At 30.8% G+C, this 23,311-nt stretch carries 31 protein-coding genes, 1 other RNA gene and 1 riboswitch; of the genes, 12 read left to right on the plus strand and 20 right to left on the minus strand.

Annotated elements, in window-relative coordinates; all coding sequences use genetic code 11:
- Positions 1-20: 20 nt before the first annotated feature.
- From HMPREF2629_RS03750 to HMPREF2629_RS03775, 6 genes are all read right to left on the minus strand, one after another.
- Positions 21-716, minus strand: coding sequence for a methionine ABC transporter permease (locus tag HMPREF2629_RS03750; protein ID WP_002448101.1), 696 nt, complete (start codon positions 714-716; stop codon positions 21-23).
- Positions 709-1,734 carry a methionine ABC transporter ATP-binding protein gene (locus tag HMPREF2629_RS03755; protein WP_048680282.1) on the minus strand — a complete coding sequence of 342 codons (1,026 nt, stop codon included), beginning with the start codon at positions 1,732-1,734 and terminating at the stop codon, positions 709-711. Before HMPREF2629_RS03755 ends, HMPREF2629_RS03750 begins: the two co-directional genes overlap by 8 nt.
- Before the next feature lie 84 nt (positions 1,735-1,818).
- A riboswitch (SAM riboswitch) is annotated at positions 1,819-1,923 on the minus strand.
- A 50-nt stretch (positions 1,924-1,973) separates the two neighbouring features.
- The gene (locus HMPREF2629_RS03760; protein WP_070813148.1) at positions 1,974-2,276 is read right to left on the minus strand and encodes a thioredoxin family protein; all 303 of its coding nucleotides are present in this window, start codon (positions 2,274-2,276) and stop codon (positions 1,974-1,976) included.
- On the minus strand, positions 2,269-2,655 hold the full coding sequence (locus tag HMPREF2629_RS03765) for a toprim domain-containing protein (protein WP_002448075.1): 387 nt from the start codon (positions 2,653-2,655) through the stop codon (positions 2,269-2,271). The genes HMPREF2629_RS03760 and HMPREF2629_RS03765 overlap by 8 nt, the downstream gene beginning before the upstream one ends.
- Positions 2,656-2,791: 136 nt before the next feature.
- The gene (gene gcvH, locus HMPREF2629_RS03770) at positions 2,792-3,172 is read right to left on the minus strand and encodes a glycine cleavage system protein GcvH (RefSeq protein ID WP_017175879.1); all 381 of its coding nucleotides are present in this window, start codon (positions 3,170-3,172) and stop codon (positions 2,792-2,794) included.
- Positions 3,173-3,264: 92 nt separating this feature from the next.
- Positions 3,265-3,618, minus strand: coding sequence for an arsenate reductase family protein (locus HMPREF2629_RS03775; RefSeq protein ID WP_048761460.1), 354 nt, complete (start codon positions 3,616-3,618; stop codon positions 3,265-3,267).
- A 139-nt stretch (positions 3,619-3,757) separates the two neighbouring features.
- Here HMPREF2629_RS03775 and HMPREF2629_RS03780 point away from each other — a divergent pair, with 139 nt between their 5' ends.
- Positions 3,758-4,081, plus strand: a complete 324-nt coding sequence (locus HMPREF2629_RS03780; RefSeq protein ID WP_048682682.1) for a thioredoxin family protein — start codon at positions 3,758-3,760, stop codon at positions 4,079-4,081.
- A gap of 37 nt (positions 4,082-4,118) precedes the next feature.
- Here the strand turns inward: HMPREF2629_RS03780 and HMPREF2629_RS03785 are convergent, their stop codons facing one another.
- Entirely contained in the window at positions 4,119-4,658 is a 540-nt protein-coding gene (locus HMPREF2629_RS03785; protein ID WP_002448165.1) for a nitroreductase family protein, read from the minus strand.
- Between the two features lie 69 nt (positions 4,659-4,727).
- Entirely contained in the window at positions 4,728-5,453 is a 726-nt protein-coding gene (gene aroD / locus HMPREF2629_RS03790) for a type I 3-dehydroquinate dehydratase (protein ID WP_049382067.1), read from the minus strand.
- Positions 5,454-5,614: 161 nt separating this feature from the next.
- On the opposite strand from aroD, the gene HMPREF2629_RS03795 reads away from it, so the two are divergent.
- Together HMPREF2629_RS03795 and HMPREF2629_RS03800 are read left to right on the plus strand one after the other, a co-directional pair.
- Entirely contained in the window at positions 5,615-6,037 is a 423-nt protein-coding gene (locus HMPREF2629_RS03795) for an organic hydroperoxide resistance protein (RefSeq protein ID WP_048680989.1), read from the plus strand.
- A 444-nt stretch (positions 6,038-6,481) separates the two neighbouring features.
- On the plus strand, positions 6,482-6,973 hold the full coding sequence (locus tag HMPREF2629_RS03800) for a GNAT family N-acetyltransferase (RefSeq protein WP_070813149.1): 492 nt from the start codon (positions 6,482-6,484) through the stop codon (positions 6,971-6,973).
- 14 nt (positions 6,974-6,987) lie between these two features.
- Here the strand turns inward: HMPREF2629_RS03800 and HMPREF2629_RS03805 are convergent, their stop codons facing one another.
- Entirely contained in the window at positions 6,988-7,587 is a 600-nt protein-coding gene (locus tag HMPREF2629_RS03805; protein WP_017175883.1) for a histidine phosphatase family protein, read from the minus strand.
- A gap of 194 nt (positions 7,588-7,781) precedes the next feature.
- Between HMPREF2629_RS03805 and HMPREF2629_RS03810 the strand changes: the two genes are divergently transcribed.
- Positions 7,782-8,024 carry a hypothetical protein gene (locus HMPREF2629_RS03810; RefSeq protein WP_017175884.1) on the plus strand — a complete coding sequence of 81 codons (243 nt, stop codon included), beginning with the start codon at positions 7,782-7,784 and terminating at the stop codon, positions 8,022-8,024.
- Here the strand turns inward: HMPREF2629_RS03810 and HMPREF2629_RS03815 are convergent.
- Complete coding sequence (locus tag HMPREF2629_RS03815; RefSeq protein WP_017175885.1) at positions 8,016-8,219, minus strand: sterile alpha motif-like domain-containing protein; 204 nt, start codon at positions 8,217-8,219, stop codon at positions 8,016-8,018. The two genes, HMPREF2629_RS03810 and HMPREF2629_RS03815, sit on opposite strands and share 9 nt — an antisense overlap.
- Before the next feature lie 451 nt (positions 8,220-8,670).
- On the opposite strand from HMPREF2629_RS03815, the gene tsaA reads away from it, so the two are divergent.
- From tsaA to HMPREF2629_RS11145, 8 genes are all read left to right on the plus strand, one after another.
- Complete coding sequence (tsaA, locus tag HMPREF2629_RS11275; protein ID WP_017175886.1) at positions 8,671-8,928, plus strand: type II toxin-antitoxin system antitoxin TsaA; 258 nt, start codon at positions 8,671-8,673, stop codon at positions 8,926-8,928.
- Between the two features lie 22 nt (positions 8,929-8,950).
- The gene (tsaT, locus tag HMPREF2629_RS03825; RefSeq protein WP_017175887.1) at positions 8,951-9,139 is read left to right on the plus strand and encodes a type II toxin-antitoxin system toxin TsaT; all 189 of its coding nucleotides are present in this window, start codon (positions 8,951-8,953) and stop codon (positions 9,137-9,139) included.
- Between the two features lie 96 nt (positions 9,140-9,235).
- On the plus strand, positions 9,236-9,802 hold the full coding sequence (lnsA, locus tag HMPREF2629_RS03830; RefSeq protein ID WP_029376807.1) for a lipoprotein N-acylation protein LnsA: 567 nt from the start codon (positions 9,236-9,238) through the stop codon (positions 9,800-9,802).
- A 73-nt stretch (positions 9,803-9,875) separates the two neighbouring features.
- Positions 9,876-10,622: a poly-gamma-glutamate hydrolase family protein gene (locus HMPREF2629_RS03835; protein WP_070813150.1), complete on the plus strand. Its 747-nt coding sequence runs from the start codon at positions 9,876-9,878 to the stop codon at positions 10,620-10,622.
- Between the two features lie 76 nt (positions 10,623-10,698).
- Positions 10,699-10,983 (plus strand): hypothetical protein, encoded by a 285-nt coding sequence (locus HMPREF2629_RS03840; protein ID WP_017175890.1) that lies wholly within the window; start codon positions 10,699-10,701, stop codon positions 10,981-10,983.
- A 155-nt stretch (positions 10,984-11,138) separates the two neighbouring features.
- Positions 11,139-11,366: a hypothetical protein gene (locus tag HMPREF2629_RS03845; protein ID WP_017175891.1), complete on the plus strand. Its 228-nt coding sequence runs from the start codon at positions 11,139-11,141 to the stop codon at positions 11,364-11,366.
- Between the two features lie 132 nt (positions 11,367-11,498).
- Positions 11,499-12,203, plus strand: a complete 705-nt coding sequence (locus tag HMPREF2629_RS03850) for a hypothetical protein (protein ID WP_017175892.1) — start codon at positions 11,499-11,501, stop codon at positions 12,201-12,203.
- 135 nt (positions 12,204-12,338) lie between these two features.
- A complete protein-coding gene (locus tag HMPREF2629_RS11145; RefSeq protein ID WP_019835718.1) occupies positions 12,339-12,515 on the plus strand; it encodes a hypothetical protein in 177 nt (58 codons plus the stop codon).
- Between the two features lie 54 nt (positions 12,516-12,569).
- Here the strand turns inward: HMPREF2629_RS11145 and HMPREF2629_RS03855 are convergent, their stop codons facing one another.
- The 10 genes from HMPREF2629_RS03855 to tpiA all read right to left on the minus strand — a co-directional run bounded on the left by HMPREF2629_RS03855 (position 12,570) and on the right by tpiA (position 23,242).
- Positions 12,570-13,511, minus strand: coding sequence for a cation diffusion facilitator family transporter (locus HMPREF2629_RS03855; RefSeq protein WP_019835719.1), 942 nt, complete (start codon positions 13,509-13,511; stop codon positions 12,570-12,572).
- A 763-nt stretch (positions 13,512-14,274) separates the two neighbouring features.
- Positions 14,275-14,636: a transfer-messenger RNA gene (gene ssrA / locus HMPREF2629_RS03860) on the minus strand.
- 86 nt (positions 14,637-14,722) lie between these two features.
- A complete protein-coding gene (gene smpB, locus HMPREF2629_RS03865; RefSeq protein ID WP_017175898.1) occupies positions 14,723-15,193 on the minus strand; it encodes an SsrA-binding protein SmpB in 471 nt (156 codons plus the stop codon).
- A gap of 24 nt (positions 15,194-15,217) precedes the next feature.
- Positions 15,218-17,596: a ribonuclease R gene (gene rnr / locus HMPREF2629_RS03870; protein ID WP_049415374.1), complete on the minus strand. Its 2,379-nt coding sequence runs from the start codon at positions 17,594-17,596 to the stop codon at positions 15,218-15,220.
- A 37-nt stretch (positions 17,597-17,633) separates the two neighbouring features.
- Complete coding sequence (locus tag HMPREF2629_RS03875; RefSeq protein ID WP_017175900.1) at positions 17,634-18,374, minus strand: alpha/beta hydrolase; 741 nt, start codon at positions 18,372-18,374, stop codon at positions 17,634-17,636.
- A 205-nt stretch (positions 18,375-18,579) separates the two neighbouring features.
- Positions 18,580-18,813: a preprotein translocase subunit SecG gene (gene secG / locus HMPREF2629_RS03880; RefSeq protein WP_002448159.1), complete on the minus strand. Its 234-nt coding sequence runs from the start codon at positions 18,811-18,813 to the stop codon at positions 18,580-18,582.
- 67 nt (positions 18,814-18,880) lie between these two features.
- Positions 18,881-19,351: a hypothetical protein gene (locus tag HMPREF2629_RS03885; protein WP_017175901.1), complete on the minus strand. Its 471-nt coding sequence runs from the start codon at positions 19,349-19,351 to the stop codon at positions 18,881-18,883.
- 173 nt (positions 19,352-19,524) lie between these two features.
- Positions 19,525-20,829, minus strand: a complete 1,305-nt coding sequence (gene eno / locus HMPREF2629_RS03890; RefSeq protein WP_017175902.1) for a surface-displayed alpha-enolase — start codon at positions 20,827-20,829, stop codon at positions 19,525-19,527.
- A gap of 131 nt (positions 20,830-20,960) precedes the next feature.
- Complete coding sequence (gene gpmI, locus HMPREF2629_RS03895) at positions 20,961-22,478, minus strand: 2,3-bisphosphoglycerate-independent phosphoglycerate mutase (protein ID WP_048683222.1); 1,518 nt, start codon at positions 22,476-22,478, stop codon at positions 20,961-20,963.
- A gap of 2 nt (positions 22,479-22,480) precedes the next feature.
- Positions 22,481-23,242, minus strand: coding sequence for a triose-phosphate isomerase (gene tpiA, locus HMPREF2629_RS03900; protein WP_070813151.1), 762 nt, complete (start codon positions 23,240-23,242; stop codon positions 22,481-22,483).
- Between the last annotated feature and the right edge of the window lie 69 nt (positions 23,243-23,311).

Consider the following 23,311-nt stretch of genomic DNA (forward strand, 5'->3'; position numbering starts at 1 on the left):
TTAATCTGTCCTCTTTTCTATTATCGTTTATCAATTTTATTTGTAAGCCAATCCCCGATGAATTGGATTATAAATACAATAATTAAAATAAATACGGTTGACACTAGAATGACGTCGTTTTGGTTACGTGTAAAACCAGTTAAGTAAGCTAAGTTACCTAAACCACCTGCACCAATAACGCCGGCAATAGCAGTTGAACCAACTAAAGCGATAGCAGTTACTGTAATACCTGAAACAAGTGCTGGCATTGCTTCTGGAAGCAATACTTTTCGAACGACTGTCCAAGTATTTGCACCCATAGACCATGCTGCTTCAATAACGCCTTTATCGATTTCTTTAAATGCGATTTCAACTAGTCTTGCGTAGAACGGTGCAGCACCAATGATTAATGCTGGAAGTGCTCCCGTCGGTCCACTAATTGTACCTAATAATACACTTGTGAACGGAATTAATAACAAAATTAAAATAATAAATGGAATCGCACGGAACAAGTTAACTATAAATGAAACTACCGTATAGAAAATCTTAGCTCCAGGTGCGTCACTTTTAGCTGATAAGAAAAGCAACACGCCTAAGATTAAGCCAAAGATAAAAGCAAAAATGGTTGACACTATAGTCATATAAAGTGTTTCATAAATTGCTTGCCAAACTTCAGGCCATTGCACATTAGGCATAGTAATCATTTCATGGAAGATATCACCATATGATTTATCCATGTTTAATCACCTCCACATTTACGTGTTCTTTATGTAACTCAGTTACGAATGTATTAAATCCATCTTCACTAATATGTGGAATGTGTACAATTAAAAATCCAACTGAACCTGTACGTGTATTTTTAATATTTGCTTCCAAAATATTTAATTCAATATTCTGCGTTCGCGTAATATCAGATACAACAGGTTGTGTGGTATTATTACCGTTGAAATTCAACCTTACAATATAAGCGTCTTTGTTTAATGGTTCTAGATGTTTAATTGAATCTTCAAAATCGTCGTCTAAATCGTCTTTCACAAATCGTTTTGTCACCTCATGTTGAGGATTTTCAAATACTTCATCAACTTTACCTTGCTCAATAACACGCCCATTTTCCATCACTGCAACTTCATCACATATGCGTCTAATCACTTGCATTTCATGTGTAATAATCACAATCGTTAGATTTCTTTCTTCTTTTATTTTTAATAGTAAATCTAAAATTTCATCCGTTGTTTGTGGATCTAGCGCACTTGTAGCCTCGTCACATAATAAGACATTCGGATCATTCGCTAATGCACGAGCAATCCCAACTCTTTGTTTTTGACCACCTGATAATTCTGAAGGATAAGCTTTTTCACGACCTTTTAAACCGACCAACTCTACAAGTTCCAAAGCTCTTTGTTTTGCTTCTGCACGAGATACTCCAGCTATTTCTAGTGGGAACATAATATTACTAATGACAGTACGTGACCATAACAAATTAAAATGTTGGAAAATCATACTTACTTTTTGTCGTTTTTTTCTCAAATCTGACTTAGAAAGTTTGTTAATATTGTCTCCATCTATAATGATATCCCCTGAAGTCGGTTCTTCTAGATTATTAAACATTCGAATTAACGTACTTTTACCAGCACCAGAAAACCCAATCACTCCAAAAATTGAGCCTGATTCTATATTCAAGTCAACGTGATCTACTGCTAGTACATCTTTGTTCTTTGTGTGATAGCGTTTAACAACTTGATTTAACTCAATCACGTTAAGTGCCTCCCTTAAATTCCTTATGTAATTAAAAAATGCTTCCCCACCTAGAGAGATGAGAAAGCATTTAAAATTATCTTTCTCTCATCTTCTAAAGTATTAAACTTTATGTGAATTGGCACCATTTCTATTATAGACGGTTGCCGGGCTTCGTAGGGCACATCCCTCCACCTCTCTCGATAAGAGTTTTCGCACTATTTAATTAATTTATATCCTATCACTGTACTAATAATTCGTCAATCATTTTTTAACTTTTCTAACAAATATGGCACAGATTGAAATGCATAGATTCTATCTACCTCTTTATCCTTATCCATAATTAACAGTACAGGTACAGACATAATTTTATATTCTTCACTAAAATACTTATGGAAATTTAAATCAATTTTTTTAAGTGGTAATTGTTCGATATCATTTGCAATATCTAGCATGCGCTCTGAAATCTTACATGTTCCACACATAGGAGTATATCCAAATATTAAATGTTTATCTTTATCAAAGTGTTCTTTGATGTCTTCGATTTTAATAGAATTATTCATTCACAAGTACTAACCTTTCAGAACTTAAATTAGGTATAAGTTTTTTCTCTTTTTTTACGTTAAATCCGTATTTACTCAATACATGAGCAAGATAATTTTTGGGACAACGTGCGACTTCACAATATGTTTTATCTACATAGATATGTTCACTTTCACTTAAATAACGTTTAAACCACTTTCTAATTTTTTCGCCCTCATCATCTGAATCGGCAAGAATATAGACCTGTTTTCCATATAACGTTTCTATCATATCGTCTAGTTTGTCGATACTCATTGTACCATGTGTACAAATAATATTTACAGGTTCAGCAATGACTTGTTGCACTTTCTTCTTATCAGATTTACCTTCAACAATGATAACTTTATTTAAAATTGCCATGTTCATCCACCTTCTAAGTCGATATTAAACAATCATTTACTTTTTCACGTTATTGATGAATATAAACACAATTTACAGATAATTAATATAATTATATAAAAAACTCCTAGATTTAATATCAAGGAGTTTTAAAAAATTATTCGCCAATCATTTCAGAGTATTGTTCAGCTGATAGTAATTCATCTAATTGACTTTCGTCACTTAATTCAACTTTTACCATCCATGCTTTTTCATAAGGTGATTCATTAACAAATTCTGGACTATCTTCTAATTCGTCGTTTGTTTCAACAATTTTCCCAGAAACAGGTGCATACAATTCAGATACTGTTTTTACTGATTCAACACTACCAAATGTATCCCCTTCATTAATTTCATCATCGACATCTGGTAATTCGACAAATACGATGTCTCCTAATTCACCTTGCGCGTATTCAGTAATACCAATTGTTGCCGTATTTCCTTCAACTTTAACCCATTCATGTTCCTTAGAATATTTGAATTCGCTCGGTACTGCCACGAAAATCCCCTCCTAAAAATAATTACAATTTAATGATGCCATACCGTAAGTTTTCATTCAACTATTAATATTAAAAGTTGTGATTATACTTTCTATAACCATACATCTTTGTATTGTTCTTCATTAAAACCTAATGTAACTTTTTCACCCGAAACCGCTAGCGGACGTTTTACCAACATTCCATCTGAGGCTAAGAGTTCTAATTTTTCATCATTAGATAATTCATTTAATTTATCTTTCAAACCAAGTTCTCTATATTTCACACCATGTGTATTAAAGAATTTATTGATTTCCACTTCTGATTTAACTACTAACTCTTTGAATTCTTGCTTTGTAGGTGTGTGTTGCACAATATCTATAGACTCATAACTCACTCCATGCTCATCTAAAAATCGAGCAGCTTTTTTACAAGTTGTACATTTTGGATATTGATAAAATTTAATCATTCAGTATTATCCTCCTATTTAAACTTATTCTAAATATATCAGATTATTTAAATAAACGCTCTACTTTTTAAGCTTTATTTTTTTCTAAACATTAGTAATTAGTTATAATATATAAAACAAGCTAAAAGGAGTGTAAAGTATGAAAAATATTACTACTACTGAAGAATTTAATTCAGTTATTCAAAGTGAACAACCTGTTATTGTAAAATTTGAAGCTGGTTGGTGTCCTGATTGTAAAGCAATGGATATGTGGATTGATCCAATCGTTGACAAGTATAACGACTATAAATGGTATTCAGTAAATCGTGATGAATTAGAAGATGTAGCATCAGACAATGAAGTCATGGGTATCCCAAGTTTACTTATATTTGAAAATGGTCAAAAACATGCCCATTTACATTCTGCTAATGCAAAATCACCTGAACAAGTTGAATCATTCTTAAAAGAAACATTTAATAAATAATTAAAAAACCACACTCGTTATTTTGAGTGTGGTTTCTTTAATATTCTGAGATTAAATGTTTATTTTTACGTTTTGCTTTAGGTGGAACCTCTTCTAAATCAGTAAGATACAATAAACCTGCAATAGCTTCATCTTTAGCAATACCAAATGCTTTTCTTACTTTTGGTTCAAAGATGTACAATGGCGTTTTCCAACATGTACCAATACCTTTTTCATAGAGTAATAACATTAGATTCTGAGTGTATGCACCCATCGCAAAAAAGTTTTCGCGATTTTGTCGTTGTCGTGGGTCAGTTTTAAGTACTAAAACTAACATACCTCCTAAATTTGTCACCGCGTTATAATGATCTTCTTGTTTTTCCGGACTATTTGGAAAGGCAAAACGTGTAATATCTCTACTCATATCTCCTAATCTATCTTTAGAAACATGAATAACTCTCCACGGTTCTCTCATACCATGATTAGGAGCGTCAGTAGCTTGTTCTATGGCTTTAAATACATCTTCATCATTAATAACCATATCATGTTTAAATTTCTTTATACTTCTTCTTAAAGAAATTACTTCTTGTAATTCCACAATTATCGCTCCTCTATATTGATAACTATTATCAATTATACGCGGATATCGATGACATTTCAATGTATACTACATGTTTTCATAAAATAATAATTGTTTTTTTAGTTCTTTAACATGAATCTGTCCTGGCGCTTGAGGTTCACCTAAACAACCATATGACACTGTCCCCCCAAAAACACCTTGAGCAGTTCGGCTCACTAATCCTAAACGAGACATAGATATCCCAATAACTTGTTGAGAAATCGCTTCAGATGTGTAAGCTACTGCTTCTAATAGCGTTGCTACGTCCTGATTTTCCTTAGGCATTACTGCAATTTTTACATACTCAGGATTTAATTTTAGCATTTTATAATATGTGAATTTTAATTCTTCTAACGGTGGCGTTTCTAAAAAATTATGATATGAGACAATTATTTGCTTCTGATGACGATGTGCATTTTCTATAATACGTTTATGCGTCTCAACATCTATATTTGACTCCCATTCTATATCTATCATTTGAAATACATCTATTGAGGAAATTGTTTCAATTAACTGTAAATATTCTTTATTAGTTAACTGACCTTTTCCACCTTGAGAAAGTGTGCGATATGTCACCAATATTTTGAAATGACCCTTTATTTCATTTAGAAGTGAAAGGTTTTTCATTAAATGTTCGTGATGATGACTCTCCCATTGATCTATACGCAACTCAATGATATCTATATATGCATGATTATCATTTATACTATTTAACGTTTCATTATCTATTATATCTTGAGGTGCTATGGTTGCAGCTACCTTTACTTCTGCCATATAATCCCTTCTTTTCTTACCATTTACAATTTTATATTATTTTAAACTATTTATGTCACACTCGCCAATGTTTAAAATTCATGTTAATTTTTACAAATCATGATTTAAAACGTTTTAGTTGGGTATACAATAATTATATTCGAATTTAGGAGGTAATAATAATGGCAGTTCAATATGAAACTAAAGCAACAAACGTTGGTGGACGTAAAGGACACGTACACACAGACGATAATGCAATAAATGTAGATGTATTACCACCACAACAAGCAGATGGAAAAGCAACTAACCCTGAACAATTATTCGCAGCTGGCTATGCTTCATGTTTCAATGGTGCATATGACCTTATTTTAAAACAAAACAAAGTTCGTGGGGCAGAACCTGAGGTAACTTTAACTGTACGCTTAGAAGATGATCCAAATGCTGAAAGTCCAAAATTAAGCGTATCTATTGATGCAAAAGTTAAAAATGTATTATCTCAAGAAGATGCTGAAAAATATCTACAAGACGCTCACGAATTCTGTCCATATTCAAAAGCAACTCGTGGCAACATCGATGTAGATTTAAATGTTCAAGTTGTTGACTAATTAGTATTACGCTTTAAAATCTAAATTTTATAATTTTAAAAAATCCTGGGACGTCTCATTATGTCTCAGGATTTTTTTATGTTGATAGATAAAGGTTGAATTGAAAAGAGCTGATATCAAGTTATTTCAATAGTAGTACGGAAGTTAACGTAAAGACTTTCAATAAAAACATCTACGTTCTTGGGGCTGTATTGCTAGAGTTGAACGACGAGTTCAAATTGAATCCTATCCTGCCCATTTCCTATCTAAAAAATTAAGTTTAAAAATATCGATGTATGATAGATATTATTTTAATGTCTATATATTCTCACACTTTTTGTATAATTTTTTAAAATAAGCTATTCTATGTATATAGTTATTAATTAAAGTTTATAAAATATTTATAATTCAATTAATTTGTATAAATAGATTATTAAATGCTAATGATAATTTGAGGTGAGTATAATGTCAGAAGTTAGAATTCTTACTAACAATGATTTAAATCAATATATTACTTTAATATCAAATGATTCACATACTTATTCATGGGATAAACTTTATTTTCAACATGTGTCTCCAAATTATTTAAAACACATTCTATCTAAAGAAGAAGAGTATTGTAATATTTTGGGCAATTTTAAAAATGAAAAACTTGTGGCTGGTGTTACATTGCGACAACTCAAACAAGTAGGCACACAACATAAAGCAATGTTAGAAAATCTCTTTTTAAAAGACAAAAAAGACGAGATTACTTTGCAAAATTTAATCTGTGAAGTGATTAATTATGCAAAGTCTCGTCATATTGAAAAACTAATGACTTGTATTACGTCCAATCATATTAGTGCAAAGATTTTTTTCACTGCACTTGGTTTTGAAACTTTAGGGATTGAAAAAAACTCATTTAAAGTAGATGATACTTATTTCGATGTTCATTGGCTACTCTATGATATTAAATAGCCAGGATAATAATTTTATTTATTGACATCATCGATTGTAGGATCAACAATATCGAGAAATTCAAATTTTCCATGTGTATAAATGAATTTTAAAATACAACAATTTCCAATGATATATTGATTTGCCATATCATCACCTATCCATTTTCTTAAAAAAACCTGAATGGCTGTACCATGGCTTACCGCTAAGAATGTTTTTCCATTAGAGGACTCTAATAAATTACTTAATGTTGTGACGATACGATGTTCAACTTCACTTTTCGTTTCTCCTCCGAAAGCACGTAGTCTAGTTCCAAAAATATCGTGTTTATCCCAAACTGCATCCAATAATTGAACACTATCTCCTTCAAATAGCCCAAAACTCCATTCTTTTAATCCTTTATTACGTTGATATGCTTGATCAGGTAAAACATTTTCTAACGTATCACATGCTCGTTCCGAACTAGATGAATATGCTTCGTCAAAAGTAATATGATTATGTTTAAAGTAATGACCTGCTTGCTTCGCTTGAGATATTCCTAATTTAGTAAGTGGAGAATCACTTGCACCTTGTACTTTCCCTCTTAAATTAAACATAGTTTGTCCATGTCTCATTAAATAGAGTATTTTACTCATTACATTCACCTCAATATATTTTTTAAATAATATAGGCAACTTTCTTTTACACCACTTTATAATCCATACATAGTATACCTTAATTTTTTTATACTTAAAAATAACTAAAGGTAAAAAATTAATTACTACTCGTTTGATTCTCATTATAAGGGGTATAATGAATTATAAGTTTTATAAATAAAGGAGCGTTCATTATGAATGATCATAATCAATACAATTATGTCAATCCTAATAACCTCTCATTAGATTGGGAATGTTTTGTAATAAGTAAATCAGAAATGTTACTTGATGGAGTTCCTAGTGAACTTATTCATTCGTGGTTAGATAGAGAAATTATAGAACCTTTTTCAATTAGAGATAATGAATTAAACTTTAAAACTAAAGATATATGGAATGCGCTAAAGCAACAAAATTGGTACTATCCTAATTCAAATTAATTTATAGAGGCTAATTGCTCGATTAGCGCTTTCGATAAGTTGGTGATCAACGTAATTTGACATAACATATGCTCTAATTTCTTTATTATTGCGTTCGTTTTTGGGAAATTTATGATCATTTACAATGTAGTTTGCTAAACTTCCTAGTGGTGTATCATCATTAATAAATCCAATAACAAAATCATAAAATGTCATTTTTTCCTCCTCACATTACAACATTTCAGTATCTCCTATCATCTTATTATTTCTAAATGAGTGATGTTTATTTATATAAGCAAATCAGTAAGTTAGATTTTTATAAAAGTTGTAATGTTTTAATTGATTTTATTAAAATAATTAAAACACTTTATTTTTAATTATTCACTAAAAACATTCTATGCGGATATTAACTTTCTGTAAATGTGACGATTTTTTGAACTTTTATACTCTTCTATTTACTTTTCTGATTTCCCCTTTTAATTGATATGTTTATTAGTGTAATCATACATATTTATGACTGCCGATGAGTATATTTTAGTTTAATCGCCAGCTTTTTTCTGTGAATTTACGAAGTAATTCTTTTAATAAGAATTAAAGTTTTACCTTTCTTTTAAAGAAGTGATATGATGATAAAAAAGACATCATTGTTATAGAGGTGACACTACCTATGAATATTAATAAATTATTTTGGATTAATATTATGATTACCCTTTTATTTCTAGGTTTTAATATTACTGTCACCTATTTTCCTAAGTTAGATGATTATTTTTGGCTCATACCTGGTTTAATCATATGTGGCCTTACTATTTCATTCAGTTTAATTGCCGCTATTTTGGATAAAAACCTTATAAGCGAAATAATTTTTTTAACTAATCTAATCATTTTTTTATATTATATATATCCACTGATATATAACTTTTTTTAATTAAAATGTGGGAGGTTTACAAATGAGTACACATTTAACAATTTTACTTTGGCTGGGTATTATATTTGTTGTTGCTGCTTCAATTATATTAGGGTTATTGCTAAAATCTAAAAAAGAAGAACGTAAAGAATCATATTTAGGCTTTACAGTCATCTTTTATATTTTTGGTTTTGCTTTACTGATATATGTACTAATATTTGGTATTTTATAAATAGAGTTTAAAAGAACAAAATACAATCTTATTTTGTTCTTTTATATATATTTCTCTATAAAACAATTAAGGAGATATAAATTGAAGACTATTCAATTGAAGCGTATTATATTTGTTATTTTCATTTCATTACTATTTTTCGCGTTCCCTTCTCATACTTATGCATCTATAAGTTCCACTTCTTCATCTTCAGGAAAAGGAAATGATTTCAAATTACAACCTGGTGACATTATTCTTACAAAAGGTCCGGTATTATTTGGTTTCTTTGGACATTCAAGTATTGCTTTAGATCATGATACTGTTTTACAAATTGAAGGACCCGGCGATAAGCCTATTACTGAATCTTTCGAATCATTTAAACAGCGATTTGGCGTTAAAAAAAATGATTGGATTAAAGTATATCGTTGTGAATATCCTAATGCAGGTCAAAAAGCAGCTGATTGGGCAAAAGCTCATTATAAAAATAGTGATAAAACTTATTTAGTTACACTTAATTTAAAAAGTGAACGTTTTACATATTGTACTAAAATTATTTATCAAGCATATAAATACGGTGTAAGTAAAGATACGATAAATGATCATGGTTTACTGATTATCTCTCCATATGCTTTAGTTGATAATTTTAATAATGACTATCGCCTTAAGCTCGTAAAAAAATACTAATAGTTAAAGACTATGGCGTTACGCTATACTTTTCTATACTAAGAAATGATATTTAAAGGAACAACTTATTTTTATGAAAAACAAAAAATTACATTATCGAATTTTTTATTATATGTTTTTAACTCTTATTATTATATTATTTATTCTTTTCTTTCTTTACTTTTATAAACATTTTGATTTAAAACAAAATCAATCTTTAGATTACTATGCTAACTTTAATGATTTAAAACAACATACAACAAAAAATAAAGATTGGAAAATAATCACAAAACACCGTAAGCACAGCGATACCTTAATTACAGCGATTCATGGTGGAAGTATTGAACCTGGAACCACTGAACTCGCTCGTCGTATTTCAAATATTGGTCAATATAATTTTTATTCATTTGAAGGTCTACGTTCAGATAATAATGCTCAACTACATATTACTTCTACTGTTTTTGATGAACCTCAATTATTAGATATGCTCAACCATTCGTCAAAAACAGTATCTATTCACGGATATGCAGGCGATGAACCCATTGTTTACGTAGGTGGTCAAGATAAAAAATTGGTTCAAACATTACGTCATTCATTAACTGATCATGGATTTACAGTACAAAAAACGCCTAAAGGAATTGAGGCCCTTTCCAATAATAATATTATTAATAGAGATAAAAAAGATACAGGAGTGCAACTAGAATTGACGACTCGCCAACGAGCTTTGTTTTTTAAACATAACAACTTGGATAAAAATAATAGACGATCCCCCAAAAATTATACGAGAACATTTTATAGATTTGCCGAAGCAGTAGATCAAGGTATTAAAAAAGCTCAATAAATGTAATATCGTTTTTTTAGTTTTTTAATTAAATTAAATTGGGTATATATAAGTAATGAGTTTAGGAGGCGTTTCTATGGACGAATTAACTAACGAACAAAAATATACAGTAGCAAAATTTTATAAGCTATATATGGAACGTTCAAATAGTGGTCAAACAGAGGAAGAAGCAAATAATTTTAAAGATAGTATTACAGCTCAAGATGATTATTTTTGCGATAGAAAATATAGCGATTTCTTAGAAAATTGTAAAGTTCTTATTGATCATGGCTATCTAGATGGAAATATTATGTCTGATAGAATTGATAATATTAAAGTTACAAATAAAGCTTTTACTGAAATTGAACAAAGCTTTAATTAAAAACATCTAATTTTTTCAATTTATTCCTATTCAAGGATCTTTGCTTAAAAGTCTTAAATAAATATATTTATTTAACTATGAATATAACTTTTAAAGCCTGCACATATGTATTGAGTATGTTTCAGGCTTTTTATTTTTAATAGAGGTGAGTTTATATGAATCATTGGAAAATTAATAATATGACGAATAGAAATCTACTTATACAACAAAACGAAAATGATGTATCTATAGTTGAACCTTTAAATAATGGTTCATTTAAAATTCTATCAGAGTTTAAACTGAATACACCCTGTCTTCCTATTAATACATATGATGACCAGCTATATGTTTCAATCAATTTTAAAAATGAAGAAATTAACATTTACAATAAATCGAATGAATAACACTATTATATTAATAATTTTATTAACTAAATTGTTTTAAAAAAATAATAAAATGTTAAATAAATATTAATATTTATTATGTAATAATTATAGTAATATTTGATTGATATGTTGTAATTATGGAGGTCAGTTATGGATAACATTATATTCTATCTAGGCATTACTTTATTTTTAATCGCATGTATAGTCATTATTTTTGGTATTATTGCTATTTTTAAGAATAAAAATTACTTAAAAATGCTTGCTATGGCTATTATTATTATCTTATTAAGTATGCTTGCACTGGGTATTCATAAAGTCATTGAGAGTAATAATCCCTCTAAAAGTGACATCACTCCTGTAAAAAAAGAAAAGCCTAAAGATAATAAAACAAATAAAGAAAATAATAATAAAAAAGATAATAATTCTAAGAAAGATCATAAGGATACATCAAATGAGTCTATTCAGGACACTCCTGCCACTCAAGAAAACACACCCGCCACAGAAGAACATTCAATTCAGTCATCAGAATCACCAACTACACAACAAGAAAACCCAACTACTGAACAAAATAATGCGACTACAAATAACCAAAATTCTACACAACGACACCAAGAACCTTCAACACACCAACAAGACACATCTCAATATCAGACGAATTCAGCAAATAATGATTTAAAACAAACAAATTCTACTCAAACCCAGAATAGTCAAAATAGTACTCAATATAATCATACAAATGAATCTAATACAACAAAAAACAACACTAATAATGTAAATCAAAATAGCACATCAAATACAACTCAAAATACACAAAGCGGTAATACGAATAATAATATAAACCAAATAAACAATTAATAATAAAAAAGGTAGAGTTTTGAGGCTCTACCTTTTATTTTCGACTTCTTTTTAAAACTTATAAATATTTATTGAATATTACATTTAATATGCCATACTAAAATATGATACGACTTAAAACAAAGGGATGAGACAATGAAAAAATTAGCCTTACTAACACTTTCAAGCTTTCTAGTATTAGGTGCATGTAGTCATAGTAATGATACAGTCAAAGATGTAAACGAAAGTGCACATAAAAAAAATAATCCAAAAGCACACAAATCTAAAGGCAATTCTGAACGCGTAGATAGTAAAAAAATAAATAAAAACTAAAAATAAGGAGTAGAAGCGCTCTTACTATCCATCGCTTCTACTCTTATTTAATTATCATTCTTCGTATTGTTTAAAGTAATCTTCATCTAAATGGTTAAGATGAATATTTTCAATTTGTAGTGTAACATGTTCTAAATTATATTTTTCTTTCAACAATTCAGAAACTTTATTAACCGTTGAATATGGCCATTTAGTATATTCATCACTTAAAACAACATGAGCACTCAATGAACTATGGTTTGTAGTGATACTCCATAAATGAAATTCATGCACATCTATAACGCCTTCAACGCTTTTCATTGCATTAATAATTTCATCTGAATCATATCCATCTGGAATACTCTCCATTAACACTTTCCAAGCATTTTTAATTATTTTATATCCACCATTTAAAATGATAAGAGAAATGATGATACTAATGATTGGGTCAATAATTTCCCATCCAGTAAAATGAATAAGTACTACTGCTACGATAACGCCAATTGAATTTAATAAATCTCCGAAAAAATGCCATAATGCGCTTTGAATATTAACATTATCTTCTTTTCTTAAAGATCTATATAAAATAAGTGTTAAAATGATATTTATAATAAGACCTAATACAGCTACAAATATCATGATACCACTTGCTACCGATTCAGGATGTATGATTCTCAAAATGCCTTCATACATAATACCTAACGAAATAACAATTAATGCTAAACCATTTAAGAAAGCTACAATAATTTCTAATCTTAAAAATCCATACGTATAATGTTTCGTTGGAGGTTTACTTGCAAAATAAATAGCAAGCATAGACAACCCTAGTGCCAAAACATCACTTAACATATGGAATGAATCTGATAATAAAGCAAGTGAATTAGCATATAACCCACCTACAAACTCTACAATTGTAAAAATCAACGTAATAATCAAAGAAGACCAAAGCGTTGCTTTTGAACTACTTTGAAATTTCCTATGTTCTACATGATGAAAATATTTTGATTGATTGTTCATTACTTCTCTCCAAACAATTAAATTATAAATTATTTTCTTTAAAACTACCCTAATATATATTAAAAAAAACGTTACAAACATTAATATATCAACGTTTTAATGTTATTACAATAAATAATTGAAATTTAAAAACATTGTATATTTGAGGCAAAATGATTTATCACATAAATGTAAATATAAATTGCATTACATTTAATCACCACAGTTGATTTACCAATCATAAAAGTTCGTTATTTCTATTTTGTCTTAGACTAACTGACTTATATCTAGTGTTAGTCAAAAGTATTCATCATTCTTTAATTTATTAACATCATACTTACATTATTTTTTTCGTTACATTATTTCTATATAATATTAAGAAAGAAGCTCTTCAAAAACATGAAAAAGGAAGTTATCAAATGCTTTTATTTCCTTCAAGTATTTTTATGATTTTACTAGGAAATTTAATTATTAAAAACCCACCTAAAAAGATAAACCGCTTCTACGGATTTAGAACAAAAAAATCAATAAAAACTCAACATAACTGGGACAAAGGACAAATAGACAGTTAGCATATTTTAAATATAATGAAATGAAAGATACTTATAGTGAAGATGAGAAAATTCATGATATTATCCTTGAAATTCACAATGATAAAAATGAAATAGTTTTATACAAAAATATTGCATCTTAATTATAGGGTGCATTTTTATTGGGGCATATTTGGAGCTGTATTGGAGCAATAAAAATAAAAAGCCTGCAACCAATAAGGTTACAAGCTATGAGATGGAGGCGGCGGGATTCGAACCCGCGTCCAGAGGTCCTGATACAAATCTTTCTACGTGTGTAGTCTATTGATTCATTTCGCATATTGGTAAGCAATAGACAACCAACAATATGCTAGTTTGATTAAATTTCATCTAAACAGACTTCAAACGGCAGTGTTTAGCATATCCTATTAGGGTTGAATCGCGTTAACAGCACATAGGAAATGCTGTTAGGCGATGCAGAGCGCTATTACGCAGCTACTGCTAAATTATTGTTTGATTTGTCAGTTATATTTAACCGAATGTGTTGATGACGGAGACAACCCTCCGACACGCTTAATAAGCTCGGGGGACCCCTGTCGAATCCAAAAACGCCCCCGCAATATAATAAAATATAAGATACAGTTTAATTTAAACAACTTTACTTATCATAACAAATAGAGCCCGATTAAGCAACAATTATGCTTAATAACGGGCTTTCATTGCACGATCAACATCTCGTTTCATTGCTTTATCTTTCAATGCTTGACGTTTATCATGCAGTTTTTTACCACGAGCTATGCCTAATAAAACTTTACATTGTCCATGTTTTAAATACAATTTTAAAGGAATAATCGAATATCCAATTTCTCTTGTACGTTCGCCGAGTTTGATAATCTCTTTTTTATGCAATAACAGCTTTCTTGATCGTAATGGATCATGATTAAAACGATTTCCTTCTTCGTATGGAGCAATATGCATATTATTAATGTACATTTCTCCACGCTTCACTTGTGCATAACTATCTTTTAAGTTCGCACTACCACGTCGAATCGATTTAATTTCTGTACCTTGAAGCGCAATACCTGCTTCAATGGTATCTTCAATATTATAATCATGTCTTGCTTTACGGTTTTCAGCCAACGTACCTGGTGATTTTGTTTTTTTCTTGGCCATTACTGTATGTCACCTCTTTGCTGATTATTTTTTCTTACGACGCGCTTTTTTCTTAATATTTTTATCTTTATAAAAAGGTTTATGCTTAGTTGAGCTTTGTTTATCACGTTGACGTTGATTTTTACCCTTACGTTGTTTACGTTTTTTCTTTTTGTTTTTATGATGATTATCTTTGGATTTATCTAAAGATTTACCACGCGTTTTAGCTTGAATCGTTTTTCCACGAGCAGGACGCTGTGATTTATCATTTTTAGGTAATGGCATGCCAACAATTTGGAAATCTATCATGCGTTCATCTACGTCTACATGAGTAACTTTAACTTTTACCTCATCACCAATTCTAAACACTTTAGCATGTCGTTCACCTATCAACGCCATTTGTCTTTCATCAAATTGATAATAATCATCTGTCATATTAGAAATATGAACCATACCTTCTATCGTATTTGGTAATTCAACGAACATACCAAAATTGGCAACAGAGCTTACAATACCTTCAAATTCATCACCAATATGTTGAATCATATACTCTGCTTTCTTCAACTCATCTGTATCTCTCTCTGCTTCAATTGCGCGACGTTCACGTTGAGATGTATGTTCTGCTAATTCTGGTAATGTTTCTTCCCATTTATGCATCTCTTTATGATTCATAGAGTGATCGACAAGATACTTACGAATTAAGCGATGGACAGTTAAATCTGGATAACGACGAATCGGGGAAGTAAAATGTGTATAATATTCTGCTGACAAGCCGAAATGACCTAAATTTGTATCATCATAATGTGCTTGTTGCATCGAACGTAACATCATTGTTGAAATAACCATTTGCTCAGAACGACCTTCAACTTCTTCTTGGATAGATTGTAATGTTGAAGGATGAATATCTTCACCTGTGCCTTTAACCATAATACCAAAATTAGTAATAAAGTCGAAGAACTGGCGTAATCGATCTGATTTTGGTTGTTCATGAACACGATAAATAAATGGCACTTCTAATTTGTTAAAATGTTCAGCAACTGTTTCATTGGCTGCTAACATAAATGATTCAATTAAACGCTCTCCTTCACCACGTTCTCGCATTATTACATCTGTAGGTAGTCCTTCTTGATTGACCAACACTTTTGCTTCATTAATATCAAAATCAATTTCACCACGACGTTTACGCATACGGATAAGTCGATTAGATAAATCTTGTGCTAAATCTAACATTGGGACAATTTCACTGTATTGTTGACGCACTTCTGTATTTTTTTCGGTAATAATTTGATTTACTGCATCATATGTCATACGATAGTTTGAATGAATAACACTATCAAATATGTCATGATTCACCACTTCGCCACGCTCATTTATTTCCATACGACAACTTAACGTTAAACGATCTACTTCAGGATTTAATGAACAGATACCATTACTTAAACGGTGTGGAATCATTGGAATAACACGGTCTACTAAATATACACTCGTTGCTCTATCATAAGCTTCTTTATCTAGCGCAGAGCCTTCTTTTACGTAATAACTTACGTCTGCAATACTTACTGTCAATTCCGTATGGCCATTATCTAGACGTTTAACGCTAATTGCATCGTCTAAATCTTTAGCATCTGCACCATCTATTGTAATTGTAAGATCGTTTCTTAAATCTCTTCGTCCCTTAATTTCTTCAGGTTTTATTTCTTCAGGGACTGATTCCGCTTCTTTTAATACCTCATCAGGAAATTCAATCTCAATTCCATGCTGATAAATAATTGAAAGAATATCTACTCCTGGGTCATTTTTATGACCTAGAATAGCAGACACATGTCCTTCTGGATTATCTGTGCCATCAGCATATTTTGTGATTTGGACAAGTACTTTATGACCATCTACGGCTCCAAGACTCTGTCCTTTAGGTATAAATATATCTTGCATAATACGTTTATCGTCAGGAATGACAAAACCAAAATGTTTTGCTTCACTATACGTACCTACCACTTGTGTGACAGAGTGTTTTTCTATAGATTTTACTTCACCTTCAACTTTTCCACGATGTTCTCCTCTGGATTTTTGTAATTCAACTATTACTGTATCTCCATCTAAAGCACGATTAATCTTTGTTGGTGGAATAAAAATATCTTCAAGTTCTTCGTTTTCTGGGCGTAAAAAAGCAAAGCCTTTTTTATTTTGACTTAAAGTACCTCTTATTAATTTTGAACTTAAATTCTTATTTGATACTTTACGTTGATAGCGATCTGTCTTTGTTCGCTCTACCAATCCTGCTTGTTCAAGTTCAACGAGCACCTTTATTAATTCTCTAAATGAGTCGGCACTACTAAGACCTAAAGCATCTTGAAAGTCTGATACAGACATCGGTTCATAATCAGGTTGTTTTACAATTTCTTCAATGGATTGCTTTAAATTCATCATGCCCCTCCTTTCTTTAATCAATTATTTTTATGATTTATTCAGACCAGTCTAATCCTTCTAAAAACGCATATACATCTTCAAACACTTGCTCTTTTTCTTTATCAATTGTAATGACATGTCCTGAATTTGCATACCATTTAATTTGTTTTTCATCTGAATCTACATTTTCGTATATATAATTTGCTGACTGAGGATCAATCATTTCATCTTTTTCAGCTTGAACTACTAAAATGGGATCTAAGACTTCATCTACATCATTACGCACACGACTTAAAGTATCACTAAGTTCTTTGAGTGTTTCAGTAGGATGAAAATCTTCCATTTCTTTATCAATCGTTGCTTGATCTTTACCTTCGTATTTTTTAAAATTACGTGCATATTCTAAAAAACCTTCATAGATTGTACCTTCTGTTTTTACTTCGGCAGGTGCACACATTGTTATGATACCTTTTACAGGACGGTTTAAACTTAACTTCAATGCAAATACGCCGCCTAATGACAATCCAGCTACCGCTATGTCTTCATAACCTTGTTCTACAAGATAATCATAGCCATCAAGTACATCTTTAAACCACACATATGGACTAGACTTTAATATTTCTTCTGGCGGTGCAGCATGACCTTCATACTGTGGCGCATAAGAAGTATAACCTTTTTTTTGTAAAAATCTACCAAGTTGTCTTACATCTGAGGAATTACCTGTGAATCCATGTAGGAGTAAGACTGCTCTTTTACCTTCTTGGAAAAAGAAAGGTTGAGGTAACTTAATTTGCATTTTTTATCCCTCTCTAACAAAAATTATAATATGATTACTTTTTTTATTTTGTACTAATAGACTGCATTCATTATATAATCAATCTATTTTATTCCCTGAATAGCTTAAAAATATGCATTGATGATTATATTAAAATAATGATTTCTTTATAAAATGTGTTAACTCTATTATAAATAAAAAAGCCCGACATTGATATCGTCGGACCTTATAAACCAAAATAACTTATTCCAATCATTATTAAAAAGAAAATGATGGCTAACACAATTGTTAATCTATGCAAGAATAAATCGACGCCACGTTGTTTTTGCTTACCAAATAACTGTTCAGCGCCCCCGCTAATCGCACCCGAAAGTCCATTACTTTTACTTTCTTGGAGTAATACAACAGTAATTAATGCAATACAATCAATAATTAATAAGACCATAAATAATGTATGCATGAAAATTGTCCTCCGTTCATTATATACGTTCCGAATTATAACATATTCTTAATATAGTTATCAAATACTATCGATTAAATGTACTTTTACGTACAATTGAAATAATTAACATATATATGGCTAATATTGCTGAACCAATCACGACGATTAAAATAGGTAAAATAAATAAAACCGATTTTGTTTCAATAATAGCATTTAACACCATTGTTAAGTTGACAAGTGTAAATAATACATTTGATACATATACGGCAAACATAAACCACCAAAGATATTTATGTCGATTCCATAAAGCAATCACTCCAGCTAAATATGCAAGAATATACATAATACCTGTATATCTAAAACTATTTAAAATATTATCTACTGCACTGCTTGACGCTTTTTGATGTGCTAGTGTTAACAGTGTTTTAGCAGTGCGAGCATCTAAAGCAATAAAATTATGGATAATTAATAATATACAAAATACAAGCGAACTATATCCAATCAATTGACCAGTAATACGTTCTCTTTTATTTGACTGATTAAGTTGTTGATCCATCTTCAATTCTCCTTCTTTCAATTACAAGATTATTATATCAGTTTCATCAATGAAGTTAAATCTTACACTTCTATACTATTATTTAAAGTTTTATATTAAAAAAAGCCTGTCATAGTCTCAACTCTATGACAGGCAAACGCGTGAACTCTATTGATTTTAGTATAGTGCTAAAATTATTTATCTAAATTGTAGAAAGATTTAATTCCGTCAAATTTTGCTGTTTCAAATAATTCATCTTCAATACGTAGTAATTGATTATATTTCGCAATACGATCTGTTCTTGATAATGAACCAGTTTTAATTTGACCAGCATTTGTTGCTACGGCGATATCAGCAATTGTTGTATCTTCAGTTTCACCAGAACGGTGAGATACTACTGCAGTGTAACCAGCTTTTTGAGCCATTTCAATAGCATCAAATGTTTCAGTTAATGTACCAATTTGGTTTACTTTGATTAAGATTGAGTTACCAATACCTTGTTCAATACCTCTAGAAAGAATTTCAGTATTAGTTACGAATAAATCGTCACCTACTAATTGAACTTTATCCCCGATACGATCAGTTAATTGTTTCCAACCGTCCCAGTCATTTTCATCCATACCATCTTCAATTGTAATGATTGGATATTTACTAATTAATTCTTCTAAGTAGTCAACTTGTTCAGCTGCGCTACGTTTCGCACCATGTTCACCTTCGAATTTAGTGTAGTCATATACATCATTTTCATAGAATTCAGATGAAGCACAGTCAAATCCTAAGAATACATCTTCACCTGGTTTGTAACCAGCTTTTTCAATCGCTTTAATGATTGTTTCAACTGCATCTTCAGTACCGTCAAATCTTGGAGCGAAACCACCTTCGTCACCTACAGCAGTTTCTAATCCACGTTCACTTAAAATTGATTTTAAGTTATGGAAAATTTCAGCACCCCAACGTAATGCTTCTTTAAATGATTCAGCACCAGTTGGTAAAATCATGAATTCTTGGAATGCAATTGGTGCATCTGAGTGAGAACCACCGTTAACAATATTCATCATTGGGACTGGTAATTGTTTACCGTTAAATCCACCGAAATATTTGTATAATGGTTGACCTAATAAGTCAGCTGCTGCGCGTGCAACGGCAATAGATACACCTAAAATAGCGTTTGCACCTAATTTACCTTTGTTAGGTGTTCCGTCTAATTGAATCATCATTTTATCAATTGATACTTGATCTAAAACTGAAAATTCACCTTCAACGATTTCTGGAGCGATAATTTCGTTTACATTTTCAACAGCTTTTGTAACGCCTTTACCGCTATAACGTGATTTATCTCCATCACGTAATTCAACTGCTTCGTGTTCACCAGTAGAAGCACCTGAAGGTACTAAAGCACGACCAAAAGCACCACTTTCAGTTAATACTTCAACTTCAACTGTTGGGTTACCACGTGAGTCTAATACTTCGCGAGCATAAACATCTGTAATAATTGGCATAATAAATAATCTCCTTTAAATTTAGATTCCTTAATTATTATAACTATTTTTTGTTATTTAATAAAATATTTATACTAAGATGACTTAATATTAAAGAATAATATTAAATCATCTTATCATTTACAGTTTTACTAATGCTTAATTAAAGATTCACCTGTCATGTCTGACGGTTGTTCAACATTTAATAAGTCTAGTAATGTAGGTGCTAAGTCACCTAAACGACCAGTTTCACGTAATGTTACATCTTCTTTAGTAACAATTACCGGAACTGGGTTTGTAGTATGAGTAGTCATAGGTTGATCATCATCAGTTAAAACTTGATCTGAGTTACCATGGTCAGCTGTAATAATTGCATAGCCATTCATATCTAAAATTTTATCAACCACTTCACCTAAACATTCATCTACTGCTTCAATTGCTTTGATAGTTGGTTCAAGCATACCACTATGACCTACCATGTCAGGGTTAGCAAAGTTTAAAATAATTAAATCTAAATCACCTTTGTCTAACTCTTCTAACAATGTATCTTTAACTTCGTATGCACTCATTTCAGGTTTTAAATCATACGTAGCAACTTTAGGTGAATCGATTAAGCGACGACGTTCACCTTCAAATTCTTCATTACGTCCCCCACTCATGAAATAAGTAACATGTGGGTATTTTTCAGTTTCTGCAATACGTAATTGTTTTAAATTATTATTTTGAGCAACTTCACCAATTGTATTCGTTAAATCAACTTTTTCAAATACGACTTCTGCATCAACATTATCATTGTATTTAGTAAACGTTGCATAGAATAAATCATTTACACGCTCAACTTTAAAGCCGTCAAATGCTTTATTTGTAAATATTTCAGATAATTGTGCTGCTCTATCAGGACGGAAATTGAAGAAGATAACAGCATCACCATCTTGAACACCTTCATTTTGTCCTTCAACTATGAAAGGTTCAACAAATTCATCTGTAACATCATTTGCATAATTCGCTTCTACACCTTCTTTAGCGTTCGCATAAGAAGGTCCTTCGAAATTGCGAATAGCATTATAAGCTTTTTCTTCACGATCCCAACGTTTATCACGGTCCATTGCGTAATAACGACCTGAAATTGATGCGAATTGACCTACACCAAGTTCTTTGAATTTAGCTTCTGTTTCTTCAATATATTTAATTGCTGATTTTTGATCTACATCACGACCATCTAAAAATGCATGTACATACACTTTATCTAAACCTTTTTGTTTAGCAAGTTCTAATAATGCAAATAAATGTTTGTAATGACTGTGAACACCGCCATCTGAAAGTAAACCAAATACATGTAATGCTGAATCGTGATCTTTAACGTGTTGAGCTGCTTTACCTAACACTTCATTTTCGTAGAAATCACCATCTTCAATGGATTTATTAATACGAGTTAAACTTTGATAGACAATACGGCCTGCACCTATATTCATATGACCTACTTCAGAGTTACCCATTTGACCTTCAGGAAGACCAACATCTAAACCACTTGCTTCAATTTGAGTCGTAGGATATTTGTTGTAATAACGATCAAAATTTGGTTTATGCGCTTGTTTTACTGCATTACCATGTTCACTTTCACGGTTAGCAAAACCGTCTAAAATAATTAATGCTGTTGGTTGTTTAGCCATAATTATTTAGCACCTTCTAACAATTGTACAAAATCATCTACTTTAAGTGATGCGCCACCAACTAATGCACCATCGATATCTGATTGAGCCATATATTCTTTAACATTATTTGGTTTCACACTACCACCATATTGAATACGAGTCGCATCAGCTACATCTTGACTAGACACGTCTGCTACTGTTTTACGTACTTGTGCACACATTTCATTTGCATCTTCTGAAGTAGCTGATTTACCAGTACCGATTGCCCAAATTGGTTCATAAGCAATAACAACTTCTTTAAGTTGATCTTCTGACAAGCCTTTTATTGCTTCTTTTACTTGGTTGCTTACTACTTCGTTAGCTTTGCCATTTTCTCTTTCTTCATCTGTTTCACCAACACAAATAATTGGTGTCATTCCATGATTAAATACTGCATGTGCTTTTTTATTTACATCTTCATCTGTTTCATGGAATAATTCACGACGTTCTGAATGTCCAATAACGACATATTTAACACCTAAATCAGTTAATGCTACTGGAGAAGTTTCTCCTGTATATGCACCATTATCTTCAAAATAAGTGTTTTGAGCACCAATTTTTAATCCTTTTGCTTTGCCATCATTCACTAGAGAGATTAATGCATCTAATTGAATTGTTGGCGCACAAATTACTGATTCAACTTCCTTTTCATCAGGTAATGTAGGTAAATTGTTTACAAAGTCTTTAGCTTCTTGAACTGTTTTATTCATTTTCCAGTTACCAGCTATGATTGGTTTTCTCATTATTGACACTCCTATTATTAATAAATTTAAACTTAATTATAAATATTTACGTTCTTTTATTGTTTTCCC

This window comes from Staphylococcus sp. HMSC034C12 (assembly GCF_001835895.1).
GTDB lineage: Bacteria > Bacillota > Bacilli > Staphylococcales > Staphylococcaceae > Staphylococcus > Staphylococcus hominis.